The 13,395-nt window shown below is 67.6% G+C and carries 12 protein-coding genes; 3 read left to right on the top strand and 9 right to left on the bottom strand.

Annotated elements, in window-relative coordinates:
- Window positions 1-11: 11 nt before the first annotated feature.
- The 3 genes from mreC to M2351_RS04570 form a co-directional block, all read right to left on the bottom strand.
- Window positions 12-881, bottom strand: a complete 870-nt coding sequence (gene mreC, locus M2351_RS04580; protein WP_264654957.1) for a rod shape-determining protein MreC — start codon at window positions 879-881, stop codon at window positions 12-14.
- A 103-nt stretch (window positions 882-984) separates the two neighbouring features.
- On the bottom strand, window positions 985-2,025 hold the full coding sequence (locus M2351_RS04575) for a rod shape-determining protein (protein ID WP_014240000.1): 1,041 nt from the start codon (window positions 2,023-2,025) through the stop codon (window positions 985-987).
- Between the two features lie 455 nt (window positions 2,026-2,480).
- Window positions 2,481-3,035 carry a TIGR00645 family protein gene (locus M2351_RS04570; RefSeq protein ID WP_264654956.1) on the bottom strand — a complete coding sequence of 185 codons (555 nt, stop codon included), beginning with the start codon at window positions 3,033-3,035 and terminating at the stop codon, window positions 2,481-2,483.
- Between the two features lie 222 nt (window positions 3,036-3,257).
- Here M2351_RS04570 and phoU point away from each other — a divergent pair, with 222 nt between their 5' ends.
- Both phoU and hisE read left to right on the top strand, forming a co-directional pair.
- The gene (phoU, locus tag M2351_RS04565; protein WP_264654955.1) at window positions 3,258-3,962 is read left to right on the top strand and encodes a phosphate signaling complex protein PhoU; all 705 of its coding nucleotides are present in this window, start codon (window positions 3,258-3,260) and stop codon (window positions 3,960-3,962) included.
- Window positions 3,963-4,102: 140 nt separating this feature from the next.
- Window positions 4,103-4,441: a phosphoribosyl-ATP diphosphatase gene (gene hisE / locus M2351_RS04560; RefSeq protein ID WP_264654954.1), complete on the top strand. Its 339-nt coding sequence runs from the start codon at window positions 4,103-4,105 to the stop codon at window positions 4,439-4,441.
- 73 nt (window positions 4,442-4,514) lie between these two features.
- Here hisE and ilvC read toward each other — a convergent pair whose 3' ends face one another.
- From ilvC to miaA, 5 genes are all read right to left on the bottom strand, one after another.
- Complete coding sequence (gene ilvC, locus M2351_RS04555) at window positions 4,515-5,534, bottom strand: ketol-acid reductoisomerase (protein WP_264654953.1); 1,020 nt, start codon at window positions 5,532-5,534, stop codon at window positions 4,515-4,517.
- 177 nt (window positions 5,535-5,711) lie between these two features.
- On the bottom strand, window positions 5,712-6,218 hold the full coding sequence (ilvN, locus tag M2351_RS04550) for an acetolactate synthase small subunit (protein ID WP_264654952.1): 507 nt from the start codon (window positions 6,216-6,218) through the stop codon (window positions 5,712-5,714).
- A 49-nt stretch (window positions 6,219-6,267) separates the two neighbouring features.
- Complete coding sequence (locus tag M2351_RS04545) at window positions 6,268-8,031, bottom strand: acetolactate synthase 3 large subunit (RefSeq protein WP_264654951.1); 1,764 nt, start codon at window positions 8,029-8,031, stop codon at window positions 6,268-6,270.
- A 306-nt stretch (window positions 8,032-8,337) separates the two neighbouring features.
- Window positions 8,338-9,552: an aminotransferase-like domain-containing protein gene (locus M2351_RS04540; RefSeq protein WP_264654950.1), complete on the bottom strand. Its 1,215-nt coding sequence runs from the start codon at window positions 9,550-9,552 to the stop codon at window positions 8,338-8,340.
- 18 nt (window positions 9,553-9,570) lie between these two features.
- On the bottom strand, window positions 9,571-10,584 hold the full coding sequence (gene miaA, locus M2351_RS04535) for a tRNA (adenosine(37)-N6)-dimethylallyltransferase MiaA (RefSeq protein WP_264654949.1): 1,014 nt from the start codon (window positions 10,582-10,584) through the stop codon (window positions 9,571-9,573).
- 157 nt (window positions 10,585-10,741) lie between these two features.
- On the opposite strand from miaA, the gene serB reads away from it, so the two are divergent.
- Window positions 10,742-11,650 carry a phosphoserine phosphatase SerB gene (serB, locus tag M2351_RS04530; RefSeq protein ID WP_264654948.1) on the top strand — a complete coding sequence of 303 codons (909 nt, stop codon included), beginning with the start codon at window positions 10,742-10,744 and terminating at the stop codon, window positions 11,648-11,650.
- 89 nt (window positions 11,651-11,739) lie between these two features.
- Here serB and M2351_RS04525 read toward each other — a convergent pair whose 3' ends face one another.
- On the bottom strand, window positions 11,740-13,206 hold the full coding sequence (locus M2351_RS04525; RefSeq protein WP_264656836.1) for a DegQ family serine endoprotease: 1,467 nt from the start codon (window positions 13,204-13,206) through the stop codon (window positions 11,740-11,742).
- Window positions 13,207-13,395: the final 189 nt, after the last annotated feature.

Genomic DNA, 13,395 nt, shown 5'->3' with positions numbered 1-13,395 from the left:
CCGCGTCAACGTCACTTCGTCTCGTGCGACGGTTCCGTCTCGGCCCCGGGCATGTTGAAATCGACGAGCTGCAGGTGCTCCACCCGCGCCAGATCCACGTTCGGCTGGACGCGCACGCCCCGCTCGCCCACCGACGAGACGACGCCCACCGCGAGGCCGGGCGGGAACTGGCCGCCATGGCCGGAGGTCACCACCCGCTCGCCCACCTGGATGGCGGCGTCGGGCGGCAGGTACAGCAGCTTGGTCTGGTCGGAATTGTCCCCGGCCATCACCGCGCGCTGGCGGGAGCTTTCCAGCACCACCGGGACGCGGGCGTTGATGTCGGTCAGCAGAAGCACGCGCGCCGACCATTCCCCGACCTCCACCACCCGGCCGACGAGCCCGGCCCCGGCGATGGCGGCCTGCCCCTTGCGCACCCCGTCGCGCCGGCCGGCGGTGACCACCAGCGTGCGCAGGAAGGAGCTGCCCGGGGCGGCGATGACGCGCGCCGTGATGTAGGTGGACGGCGGTTCCGGCGTCGCCTTCAGCAGGGACCGGAGGCTGGTGTTCTCCGCCTCCAGCCGCAGCGCCGCCTGCCGCCACTGCAGGAGTCGCGCGTTCTCCGCCTTCAGCCGCTGGTTCTCCTCGAACGCGTTGCGCACCTCCACCGCCGACTCCACCACATGGGCGGCGGTGGCGGCCGGGCGCGAGATGGCGTCCAGGATGGGGGCGAAGGCGTCGGTCACGCGGGCACGCGCGTTGTCCACGGACAGCGCGTCGATCTTGCCCACCATCATCAGCGCGATGGAGGCGAGCACCAGCAAGAGGAAGGAGAATCGCTGCGCAAGGGCCCGCAGCGGGGCGGCGAGGCGTACGACGGATCCGGAGGTGCGAGGCTTCACAGGATCATCCCGTCCAGGTTCCCGTCGAGATCCGCGGTCCGCTCCGGCGCCGAGAACAAAAAGGTTCTAGGCGCCGGAGGTATCCAATCGAGGAATACACCAATCAGTAGGCGCTGACCAAGACGTTTCGCAGCGTCTTCATCTCTTCCAGCGCGCGGCCGGTGCCCAGCGCGACGCAGGACAGCGGGTCGTCCGCGATCGACACCGGCAGGCCGGTGGCGTGGCGCAGAACAAAGTCCAGGTTGCCCAGCAGTGCGCCGCCGCCGGTCAGGACGATGCCCTTGTCGACGATGTCGGCGGCCAGTTCCGGAGCGGTGTGCTCCAGCGCGACCTTCACCGCCTCGACGATGGCCGACACCGGTTCCGCCAGGGACTCGGCGATCTGCCGCTCGGAGATGATCAGCTCCTTGGGCACGCCGTTCATCAGGTCGCGGCCCTTGATCTCCAGGATGCGGCCCTCGCCGTCTTCCGGCGGGCAGGCCGACCCGATTTCCTTCTTGATCCGCTCCGCCGAGCCTTCGCCGACCAGCAGGTTGTGGGTGCGGCGGATGTAGCCGATGATGGCCTCGTCCATCTTGTCGCCGCCCACGCGCACGGAGCGCGAATAGACGATGCCGCCGAGCGACAGCACGGCCACCTCGGTGGTGCCGCCGCCGATGTCGACGACCATGGAGCCGGTGGGCTCCGTCACCGGAAGCCCGGCGCCGATCGCGGCGGCCATGGGCTCCTCGATCAGGAAGACGCGGCGGGCGCCAGCGGCCTCCGCCGACTCCTGGATCGCGCGGCGCTCCACGGCGGTGGAGCCCGACGGCACGCAGATGATGACCTGCGGGCTGGCGAAGCTGCGCCGGTTGTGCACCTTGCGGATGAAATGCTTGATCATCTCCTCGGCGACTTCGAAATCGGCGATGACGCCGTCGCGGAGGGGGCGGATGGCCTGGATGTTGCCGGGCGTGCGGCCCAGCATCATCTTCGCCTCGTCGCCGACGGCCAGCACCTGTTTCTTGCCGCGGACGTTGGCGATGGCCACGACCGAGGGCTCGTTCAAGACGATGCCACGGCCCTTGACGTAGACCAGGGTGTTGGCCGTCCCCAAATCGATCGCCATGTCGGCGGAAAGCACGCCGAGGAGTTTGGAAAGCATGGACCCGACTAACTCTTCAATGCGGTTGAGACGGCCTTGCCGACGGTCATGCAGGCCCCAGTGGGGAAGCTCACGCCCGCCAACGGTTCCATAGACGAATGCCCCTTCGCGCTCAAGCGGAGAGTGCAACCGGCTCGCCTGACCGAACCGGTCCGGGGCCACCCGCGGGGCGGGTGCCGCAGCCAATCCGGATGGTTGTCCATGGAGAACCGGCCTTTGGAAAGGACTGGTCCCTCAGGTGACCGTCAGGCCCCGAAGTGCCGGCGATCCGCCGTGCTCCGGTGCCCGTCACACTGGCTGAACAGGGTTAATTTTCCGTCAACGGCAAAGGCCGAAAGCCCCGCCGGCCGGCCATCGGCCCTGCCTGCGCAGGGCGGTATCTCTAGGCTGATTCAGACCCCGCCGCAACGGCTTTATGACCCGTCGCCGGCACAGCCGGGGGCCGCCGGCGCGCATCAGTGATGCGCGTTTTTCGACTCGCCTGGGGCGGCGATCGTGGCGGCGATCTTGGCGCCGTGGTGGTCGCCTTCCAGCCGGTCCATCAGGGCCAGCAGCACGCCCGACACCACGAAGGTCATGTGGATGATGACCATCCACATCAGTTCGTCCTTGTTGGTGTGGTCGATGTTCATGAAGCCCTTCAGCAGGTGGATGCCCGAGATCGCCACGATGGAGGCGATCAGTTTCAGCTTCAGGCCGCCGAAGTCGACCTTGCCCATCCAGTCCGGCCGGTCCTCGTGGTTGGCGACGTCGATCTTCGACACGAAATTCTCGTAGCCGGAAAAGATCACCATCAGCAGCAGGTTGCCGGCCAGCGACAGGTCGATCAGCGTCAGCACCGCCAGAAGGACGTCCTTCTCCTGCATCTCCAGCACGTGCGGGACAATGTGCAGGATCTCCTGCGTGAACTTCACCAGCAGCATCACCAGCGAGATGACCAGGCCGAGGTAGAAGGGGGCGAGCACCCAGCGGCTGGCGAAGATGATCTGCTCGAAGCGGCGTTCGATCATGGTGGCGGCATCCGTGTTGCGTCGGAGAGAGGGAGGGCGTTTTTGCTGCGGCTGCGTTCTGCCATCGCCGGGGGATGAAATCAACCGCGTGGCCGGCTGTTTCCGATGCGGTGGGGGCTGGCCTTGGCGGGCCCGGCATTGTACGGTTCCGCGATTTTCCGCCCCGCCGCCCTGCCCTGTTATGGTCAGAGCCGCCCGGCCTGTCGCCGAAAGGTCACCCCCATGAGGAACCCCGCCCCGCACATCGTTTCCGCCTTCGAAGACGCGATGAAGCGGCTGAAGTCCGGCATCGTGCAGATGGCCGGCGCGGCGGAGACCCAGATCGACGAGGCGCTGGCCTGCATCGCCCAGCGCAACCCGGACCTCGCGCGCGCCATCGTGGAATCGGACGCCCGCCTCGACTCGTTCGAGCACGAAATCGAGGCGAACTGCATGCGCATGCTGGTGTTGCGCCAGCCGGTCGCCGACGACCTGCGCGAGGTCATTGCCGCGCTGAAGATCGCCGGCAACCTGGAACGGGTCGGCGACCACGCCGCCAACACCGCCCGCCGCGCCGCGGCCATCGCCGGCTATCCCGAGACCTCCGCCACGCATGCCCTGCCGAACCTCGGCCGGCTGGTGCGCCAGCGGCTGACCACCGCCATCGACGCCTATGTGGACAACGACGTCGAGATGGCCATGGGGGTCTGGCGCACCGACGACGAGGTGGATGAGCTGTACACCAGCATCTGCGAGGGCATCACCCGCGCCGCCGAGAATGAGCCCGGCCTGTTCACGCCGAACATGCACCTGCTGTTCATCGCCAAGAGCCTGGAGCGCATCGGCGACCACGCCACCAACATCGCGGAAGTGGTGCATTTCGTGTCGACCGGCCGCCCCCTGCTGGAGGAACGGCCGAAGGCCGACCGCTCCCGCGACGCCGGCTGAGCGCGGGCGGCCGCCAATTCCCGCGACTCGGTGCCGCAGAAAACGGCGCCAGCCGCTTGGGGAATGGAAATAGCCGGTTGGAAGCGTCAGGTTATCGGATCAACCACAGGCTGCCCGGCCCCGTTATGTCTGGTCCCGTCATGTCCGACGACCTGTTCCGCCTCTACGCCGCGATCCTGGAACGCCAGGGGATGGACCCGTCCTCCTCCCGGACGGCGCGGCTGTTCGCGGCCGGGCCGAAGAAGATCGCCAAGAAGGTGGGCGAGGAAGCGGTCGAGGTGGCGCTGGACGCGATGAACGAGGACCGCCAGGGCGTGGTGAACGAGAGCGCCGACCTGCTCTACAATCTGTCTGTCCTGTGGGCCACGATGGGCATCACCCCGGACGACGTCTTCGCCGAAATCCGCCGGCGGGAAACCCTGTACGGCATCGCCGAGAAGCTGCCGAAACCCACAGCAGCGGAAGGCGGCGGGAAGTAAGGCGCGGATGCCCCCCCACAACGAAAAAGCGCGCCTTGCGGCGCGCTTTTCCTGACTCAAAGCCAAGAACGGTTTAGTTCTTGCTCTTGTCGACGAGGCGGCGCTCGGCGATCCAGGGCATCATGGCGCGCAGCTTCTCGCCGACCTGCTCGATCGAGTGCTCGGCGTTGCGGCGGCGGATGGCCTTGAAGGACGGCTGGCCGGCCTTGCACTCCAGCATCCAGTCGCGGACGAAGCGGCCGGTCTGGATGTCCTCCAGCACGCGCTTCATCTCGGCCTTGGTCTCCGGGGTGATGATGCGCGGACCGGTCTTGTAGTCGCCGTACTCGGCGGTGTTGGAGATCGAGTAGCGCATGTTGGCCATGCCGCCCTCGTACATGAGGTCGACGATCAGCTTCACCTCGTGCAGGCACTCGAAATAGGCCATCTCCGGGGCGTAGCCGGCCTCGGTCAGCGTCTCGTAGCCGGCCTTGATCAACTCGGTCAGGCCGCCGCAGAGCACGGCCTGCTCGCCGAACAGGTCGGTCTCGCACTCTTCCTTGAAGGTGGTCTCGATGATGCCGGCGCGGCCGCCGCCGATGGCCGAGGCGTAGGACAGCGCGATGTCCAGCGCGTTGCCGGAGGCGTTCTGGTGCACGGCCACGAGGCAGGGCACGCCGCCGCCACGCTGGTACTCACCGCGGACGGTGTGGCCCGGGCCCTTCGGCGCGATCATGAACACGTCGAGGTCGGCGCGCGGCTCGATCAGGCTGAAGTGCACGTTCAGGCCGTGCGCGAAGGCCATCGCCGCGCCCTGCTTCATGTTCTTGGCGAGGTCGTCGCGGTACAGGTCGGCCTGCAGCTCGTCCGGGGTGAGGATCATCACCACGTCGGCCCAAGCGGCGGCCTCGGCCGGGGACATGACCGTGAAGCCGGCGGCCTCGGCCTTCTTGATGGTGGCCGAACCCGGGCGGAGGGCGATGCGCACGTCCTTCACACCGCTGTCACGCAGGTTGTTGGCGTGGGCGTGGCCCTGGCTGCCGTAGCCGACGATGACGACCTTCTTGCCCTTGATCAGGTTGACGTCGGCATCACGATCATAATAGACGCGCATGGTGTGCTTCCTTGGATTTTTCGATCTGGTGGTGCGAGTTTTGCGCAGCGGAATTACTCCACCGGCGCTTGGGCCGCGTCAAGCAGAACACTGTTCGGCCGGCTGATAAAGGACGGCGGGCTGGGTTGTCCCCCCCGTCATTGTTGGCCGTCATTGCCGACCGCCCCTGGTGCCGGATCAGAAGCCGGTGGCTCCCTTCGACATGGCGACGACACCCGTGCGGCTGGCCTCGACGAGGCCGAGCTGGGCCATCAGGCCGACGAAGTCGTCGACTTCCGCCGTCGTGCCGGTCAGTTCGAACACGAAGGAGGTGAGCGTGGCGTCCACCACCTTCGCCTTGAAGATGTCGGCCAGGCGCAGCGCCTCGATGCGCTTTTCGCCGGTGCCGGCGACCTTCAGCAGCGCCAGCTCGCGCTCAACCGACGGACCCTCGTCGGTCAGGTCATGGACCTTGTGCACCGGCACGAGGCGGTCGAGCTGGGCCTTGATCTGCTCCACCACCATGCGGGTGCCCGAGGTAACGAGCGTGATGCGCGACAGGTGGTCGGCGTTGTTCACCTCCGCCACCGTCAGGCTTTCGATGTTGTAGCCGCGGCCCGAGAACAGCCCGATCACGCGGGCCAGCACGCCCGGCTCGTTGTCCACCAGCACGGCGATGGTGTGCTTCTCGATCTTGTCTTCCACGATCCGTACTCCGCCAGAGGGCCTTATCCGTTTGTCCAGGTCGCCGCGATCAGACCAGCACCATGCCGTCTTCCGGCGTGGCGTTGGACGGGCTGTCCTCCGGGCCGAACAGGATCTCGTTGTGGGCCTTGCCGCCGGGGATCATGGGGAAGCAGTTCTCCTTCGGGTCCACGGCGATGTCGACGATGCAGGGCCGGTCGGTGACCGCCAGCATCTTCTCGATCACCTCGTCCACCTCGGCCACCGTGGTGGCGCGCAGGCCGACGCAGCCCCAGGCCTCCGCCAGCTTCACGAAGTCGGGCAGCGCCTCCGAGTAGCTGTTGGAGTAGCGGGAGCCGTGCAGCAGCTCCTGCCACTGCCGGACCATGCCCATGTACTTGTTGTTCAGGATGAAGATCTTGACCGGCGCGCGGTACTGCACGGCGGTGCCGATCTCCTGCATGTTCATCAGGAAGGAGGCCTCGCCCGACACGTCCACCACGATGGCGTCGGGGTGGGCGAGCTGCGCGCCGATGGCCGCCGGCAGGCCGTAGCCCATGGTGCCGAGCCCGCCCGAGGTCATCCAGCGGTTCGGCTGGTCGAAGGGCAGGAACTGGGCGGCCCACATCTGGTGCTGGCCGACCTCGGTCGTGATGTAGTGCTCCTTGCCGCGCAGGGCCTCGCGCAGGCGCTCCAGCGCGTACTGCGGCTTGATGACCGATTCCGTGCGATTGTAGTTCAGGCAGTTGCGGGCGCGCCAGCCCTCGATCTGCTTCCACCAATCCTTCAGCGCGGCCTGGTCGGCGCGCTTCTGCCTGGCCTTCCACAGGCGCATCATGTCTTCCAGCACAGCACCCGCGTCGCCGACGATCGGGATGTCCACCGCCACGTTCTTGTTGATGGAGCTGGGGTCGATGTCGACGTGGATCTTCTTCGAGCCCGGCGCGAATTCCGACAGCTTGCCGGTCACGCGGTCGTCGAAGCGGGCGCCGATGTTGATCATGACGTCGCAGTTGTACATGGCGAGGTTCGCCTCGTACGTGCCGTGCATGCCCAGCATGCCCAGCCACTGCGCATCCGACGCCGGGAAGGCGCCCAGGCCCATCAGGGTGGAGGTGATCGGGAAGCCGGTCAGCTTCACGAACTGGGTCAGCAGCTTGGCCGCGAAGGGGCCGGCGTTCACCACGCCGCCGCCAGTGTAGAAGACCGGGCGCTTGGCCGACGCGATCAGCTCGATCGCCTCCTCGACGCGGGCGATCTCCGGCTTGACCTGCGGGCGGTAGGTCTTGTGCTTCACCTCGGTCGGCGGGACGTAGGTGCCGTCGGCGAACTGCACGTCCTTCGGGATGTCGATCAGCACCGGGCCGGGACGGCCGCTGCGGGCCACGTAGAAGGCCTCGTGCAGCGTGCGGGCCAGCTGGTTGACGTCCTTCACCAGGTAATTGTGCTTGGTGCAGGGACGGGTGATGCCGGTGGTGTCCGCCTCCTGGAAGGCGTCGTTGCCGATCAGGTGGGTCGGCACCTGGCCGGACAGGCAGACCAGCGGGATGCTGTCGCACAGCGCGTCCAGCAGGCCGGTCACGGCGTTGGTGGCGCCGGGGCCGGAGGTCACCAGCACGCAGCCCACCTTGCCGGTGGAGCGGGCGTAGCCTTCGGCGGCGTGCACGGCGGCCTGCTCGTGCCGGACCAGGATGTGCTTGATGTCGTTCTGCTGGAACAGAGCGTCGTAGATCGGAAGTACCGCGCCGCCCGGATACCCGAAGATGATGTCTACGCCCTGATCCTTCAGGGACTTGATGACGATCTGTGCGCCGGTCAGCGTCTGTTCGGGCATAGCTTGCGACCTTCCAATGAGGGCCCCTCTTTCCACGGGCGGCCCTGTTCCTTCGCTCAACCCCGGCGTACGGCCCTCGGGAAAAGCCCTCTTGTGAATACAAGGGGTTATTCCCAAAGGCGAAAGCCGGGACCGGCAACCTAGACAATCCGCCGGTCCGTGGTCAACCCATTTTGCGAATGATCGAAAAGCTTTTTTGCCGCAGTTTTTCCGAATATTTCGCATTCTGGAAACGCTCAAAAGCCGAAGGCCCGCCACCGCGGCAACGGCGACGGGCCTTCGGGCCGATCCGTCTCAGAGGCGTGATTACGCCGCGACGGTTTCCAGCAGGCCGCAGAGGCGGCGGATGCCCTCGCGGATGCGCTCCGGGTTGTTGTTGGAGAAGCTGAGGCGCAGCGTGTTCTTGCCCGACCGGTCGGCGTGGAAGGCGGAACCGGGGACGAAGGCGACGTTGGCGTCCTGGATTGCGCGGGCCAGCAGAGCGACGCCGTCCGTGCCCTCCGGCAGCTCGATCCAGACGAACATGCCGCCTTCCGGCTTGGTCCAGCGCACGCCGGCCGGCGCGAACTGCTCCAGGGCGGAGAGCATGGCGTCGCGCCGCTCCTTGTACTTCGTACGCAGATGGCGAAGGTGATTGTCGAAAATTTCCGATACCACGTCGTGCAGGACGATCTGGTTGATCGTGCTGGTGTGCAGGTCACCGGCCTGCTTCATCAGCACCAGCCGGTTGATGACCTCGGCTGGGCCGTTGATCCAGCCCACGCGGAAGGCCGGCACCATCGTCTTGGAGAAGGAGCCGCAGAAGATCACGTTGGTGAGCTTCCCGCCGTTGCGCGCGGCGTCCAGCGCGGCCAGCGGCGGCACCCGCTCCCCGTCGTAGCGCAGTTCGGTGTAGGCGGCGTCCTCGACAACCGGCACGCCGTGCTTCGCGCAGAGGTCCAGGATCGCCTCGCGCCGGGCCAGCGTGATGGTCGTGCCGTTGGGGTTCTGGAAGTCCGGAACGAGGTAGAGGAACTTCGGCTTCTGCTCCAGCGCCGCCTCAAGGGCGACGAGGTCCGGACCTTCGGCGTCGCCGGGAACGGACAGGTAGTGGGGCTCGTAGGGGGAGAAGGCCTGGAGCGCGCCGAGGTAGGTCGGGCGCGTCACCACCACCTTGTCGCCCGGCCCGATCAGCAGCTTGCCGACAAACTCCAGCGCCTGCTGCGAGCCGCTGGTGACCAGCACCTCGTCCAGCCCGGCCTCGATGCCGTGGCGGCCCATGTAGGCGCAGATCCACTCGCGCAGCGGGGTGTAGCCCTCGCTGATCGTGTACTGGAGCGCGCCGCCGGCGCCGGCGTTGGACTGGAAGATCTTCTCATAGGCACGCGCGATGGCCGCGGTCGGGAAGAAATCCGGGTCGGGAATGCCGCCGGCGAAGGAGATGATCTCCGGCCGTTCGAGCAGCTTCAGCAGCTCCCGGATTTCCGAGGCCCCCATGCCGCTGACGCGGCCGGCAAACACCTGTCCCCAATCGACCGTCACTTTAAGTCCTCCTGAAGCTCATCGACGCAACGTCGTTTCAAGATAGGTCAGTATTGCTTCACTAAGCGATCCTGAATAGAGCGAATTGATCGTATGGCTGCCATGCGCGGTTTTGCCGCCGACCCCGCCTTCGACAAAGTTCGGAGGGCGGGCAGCGAGTTGGTGGCGGAACCACGTCACCTGCCGCTTGGCATAACGCCGCGTGGATTGTTGTGCCAGTGAAATTGCTTGCTCCAGTGACAGTTCCTTTTGCAAGTATCGCCGCAGCTCCGGCACGCCAAGCGCCTTCATGGCCGGCAGGTCGGGGCCCAGGGATTTTTCTAGGGCCTGTGCGTCCAACCGCCGCACCTCCTCCAGCGCCCCCTGCCCCATCATCAGTTCGAAGCGGCGGTCGCAGTTGGCGTAGAGCGCGTCGCGCGGCGGGTCGAGCACGAGGACGGTGAAGGCCAACCCCTCCGGCGCGCCGTCCGCCGCCTGGGTCTGCCAGTGGGACAGCGGGTGTCCGGTCGCCTCCAGCACCTCCCAGGCGCGGGTCAGGCGGGTGGTGTCGCCGGGGTTCAGCTTGGCCGACGCCGGGTCGCGGGCAACCAGCTCCGCACGGAAGGCCTCGCCGCCCAACTCCTGCAGGCGGGCGTGGGCGGCCCGGCGGATTCCCTCGGGGATTGCGGGAACGGCGCTCAGCCCCTCCATCAGGCTGCGCAGGTAGAGGCCGGTGCCGCCGACGACCACCGGCAGCCGACCAGCCGCGTGCGCCGCGGCGATCTCCGCCAGGGCCATGTCGCGCCAGCGCGCGGCCGAGCCACGCTCGCTGGCCGGCAGCACGCCGTAGAGCCGGTGCGGCACGCGCGCGAGGTCAGCGGGGCCGGGCCGGGCGGTCAGCACGTCGAGGTCGGCGTAAAGCTGCATGCTGTCGGCGTTGATCACCGTGCCACCCAACGCCTCCGCGATGTCGAGCGCCATGCCCGACTTGCCCGACGCCGTCGGCCCGCCGATCACCACCACGTCCCCCGTCGTTCCGATGTCCTTCGTCATCGCGCCTGCCCGTGTTCCCCACCAATACCCCATTGGGGAAACAGCGTATGGCAGGGGACGGCGCCGGAATGCAACGCCACGATGGTTGGCGGAGTGCCCCGGCTGTGGTAGGGAGCGCGCGCGCCCTCCCCGCAGGACTTTCTCCAGGATCGCCCCCATGAGCGCTGTCGTCACCCTGATCGCCGCCACGTCCTTCGCGCTCGACGAGCAGACCGCGCAGACCGCGCGCGCCGCCCTCGGCCCGCTGGGCGCGGATTCCGTGACGCTTGACTGGCTGGCCCCCGGGCGGGCCTGCGACATCGCGCTTCGCGGGCTGGTCCCGGAACAGGCGGAGGCTGCCGTGCGCCGGGCGCTCGGCGAACTGCCGGTGCCCGTGCCTGTGGATGTGATCGCGCAAGCCCCCGCCAACCGGAAGAAGCGCCTGCTGGTCGCCGACATGGAATCGACGATCATCCAGCAGGAAATGTTGGACGAGTTGGGCGACTATGTCGGGCTGAAGCAGCACATCGCCGACATCACCGCCCGCGCCATGAACGGCGAGATCGATTTCAAGGGCGCGGTGCGCGAGCGCGTCGCCCTGCTGAAGGGTCTCAAGGAAAGCGTCATCGACGAGGTGTGGCAGCGCGCCACCCTGATGCCGGGCGCCAAGGCGCTGGTCGCCACCATGCGCACCAACGGCGCCACCTGCGTGCTGGTCTCCGGCGGCTTCCGCTGCTTCACCGAGCGGGTGCGGAGCTGGGTCGGCTTCGACGACGATCGCGGCAACGTGTTGGAGGTGGTGGACGGCACCATGACCGGCGCGGTGGTCGAGCCGATCCTCGACAAGGACAGCAAGCTGGAGGCCCTACTCGCCTACGCCGGCGAGCGCCGCGTCCCGACGCCGGAGACCATGGCGGTCGGCGACGGCGCCAACGACCTGCCCATGCTGCTCGCCGCCGGGCTCGGCGTCGCCTACCACGCCAAGCCGACGGTCGCCGCCCAGGCCCGCGCCCGTGTGGACCACAGCGACCTGACCGCACTGCTCTACGCCCAGGGCTACCGCGCTGGCGAGATCGTGGAGGGGTAACACCGGGCAGGCACGAAAAAGAAAAAGGCACCGGCGGTTTCCCGCCGGTGCCTTTTTGCTGGAGCGCCCCCGTTAGAACACAGACCCCGTCAGCCCTGGCCGAGCGGGATGGCGACGAAGCGCAGGTCGCCCTTGCGGTCGACCAGCAGCAGGATCGACTTCTTGCCCTGCTCCTTGGCCTTCTGGATCTTGGTGGCGACGTCTTCCGGCTTGCGGACTTCCTCCTGGCCGACCTCGATGATCACGTCGCCGGGGCGCATGCCCTTTTCCGACGCGGTCGAGTTGTTCGACACCTCCGTCACGACCACGCCCTTCAGCTCGGGCTTGATCTCGAACTGCTGGCGCAGTTCCGGGGTGATGCCGGTCAGCTTCAGGCCCAGCGCCTCGGTCTGCTTCGGGGCCGGGGCCTGCTGCGGTTGGCGGCGCTGCTCGTCCGGCACGGCGGCGAGCAGGCCGGACTCTTCGGCGGCCTCAAGCTCACCGACCTTGACCTGCATGGTCACGGCCTTGCCCTTGCGCCACACCTCGACCGGGACCGACTTGTCGATGCCGGTCTCGGCAACGACGCGCGGCAGGCGGCGGGACTCGCCGATGTCGCGGTTGTCGAACTTGGTCACCACGTCGCCGGCCTGGATGCCGGCCTTGGCCGCGGGGCCGCCCGGCGTGACGGAGGCGACGAGCGCGCCCTTGTGGGCCTGGAGGCCGAGGCTCTCCGCGATCTCCGGCGTGACCGCCTGGATGCGGACGCCCAGCCAGCCGCGGCGGGTCTTGCCGTAGTCGCGCAGCTGCGCCACCACCTGCTTGGCGAGGTTGGCCGGAATGGCGAAGCCGATGCCGACCGAGCCGCCCGACGGCGAGTAGATCGCCGTGTTGATGCCGATGACCTCGCCGTTCAGGTTGAACATCGGGCCGCCGGAGTTGCCGCGGTTGATCGAGGCGTCGGTCTGCAGGAAATCGTCGTAGGGGCCGGCGTTGATGTCGCGCTGGCGCGCCGAGATGATGCCCGCGGTCACCGACCCGCCGAGACCGAACGGGTTGCCGATGGCCAGCACCCAGTCGCCCACGCGCATGGCGTCCGAATCGCCGAAGGGGACGGCGGTCAGCGGGTGGTTCGTCTTGATCTTCAGCAGGGCGACGTCGGTCTTGGTGTCCTTGCCGACCAGCTCCGCCTTGATGTTGGTGTCGTCCTGCAGGATGACGGTGATCTCGTCCGCGTCCTGGATGACGTGGTTGTTGGTGACGACCAGCCCGTTCTTGGCGTCGATGATGAAGCCCGAGCCGAGCGAGGTCGCCTTGCGCTGCGCCTGCGGCTGGTCCTGCTGCTGGCGGTCGAAGAAGTCCTTGAAGAACTCTTCGAAGGGCGAGCCCGGCGGGAATTGCGGCAGCTCCGGCCGCGAGCCCTGCGGGCGCTGCGGCGCCGCCTGGCTGGTGGAGATGTTGACCACGGCGGGCAACAGCTTCTCCGCGAGGTCCGCGAAGCTGCCGGGGGCCTGCCGTGCCTGCGCGGCGGCGGGGTTGCCGACGACGGCGGTCAGCACCCACAGGAGAGCGGCCATCAGGGGAACGACACCCGCCCGCGTGGACAGACGGTTGCGCCGGTCGGCGGAAGCCGCGACCACGGCGCGCTTGGTGCAAAGGTTAGGGTTCAACTCAGCTCTCCCTGCCGGACGTCCGGCCGCTTCTTGTTCCATTTGGCGTGCGTGCCGAGGGCGCCCACCCGATCCGTGTGAAGCGGATGTAAGCCG

It is taken from the genome of Azospirillum canadense, from assembly GCF_025961225.1.
Lineage (GTDB): Bacteria > Pseudomonadota > Alphaproteobacteria > Azospirillales > Azospirillaceae > Azospirillum > Azospirillum canadense.
The sequence above is the reverse complement of the archived record's forward strand: the minus strand, read 5'-3'. Positions and strand labels throughout refer to the sequence as shown.

Excerpts from the sequence above, each read along its gene's own strand:
- M2351_RS04575 (WP_014240000.1), bottom strand. The coding sequence starts at position 2,025 with ATGCTTTCCAAACTCCTCGGCGTGCTTTCCGCCGACATGGCGATCGAT.
- M2351_RS04570 (WP_264654956.1), bottom strand. The coding sequence starts at position 3,035 with ATGATCGAACGCCGCTTCGAGCAGATCATCTTCGCCAGCCGCTGGGTG.
- phoU (WP_264654955.1), top strand. The coding sequence starts at position 3,258 with ATGAGGAACCCCGCCCCGCACATCGTTTCCGCCTTCGAAGACGCGATG.
- hisE (WP_264654954.1), top strand. The coding sequence starts at position 4,103 with ATGTCCGACGACCTGTTCCGCCTCTACGCCGCGATCCTGGAACGCCAG.
- ilvC (WP_264654953.1), bottom strand. The coding sequence starts at position 5,534 with ATGCGCGTCTATTATGATCGTGATGCCGACGTCAACCTGATCAAGGGC.
- M2351_RS04545 (WP_264654951.1), bottom strand. The coding sequence starts at position 8,031 with ATGCCCGAACAGACGCTGACCGGCGCACAGATCGTCATCAAGTCCCTG.
- miaA (WP_264654949.1), bottom strand. The coding sequence starts at position 10,584 with ATGACGAAGGACATCGGAACGACGGGGGACGTGGTGGTGATCGGCGGG.
- serB (WP_264654948.1), top strand. The coding sequence starts at position 10,742 with ATGAGCGCTGTCGTCACCCTGATCGCCGCCACGTCCTTCGCGCTCGAC.
- M2351_RS04525 (WP_264656836.1), bottom strand. The coding sequence starts at position 13,206 with ATGGCCGCTCTCCTGTGGGTGCTGACCGCCGTCGTCGGCAACCCCGCC.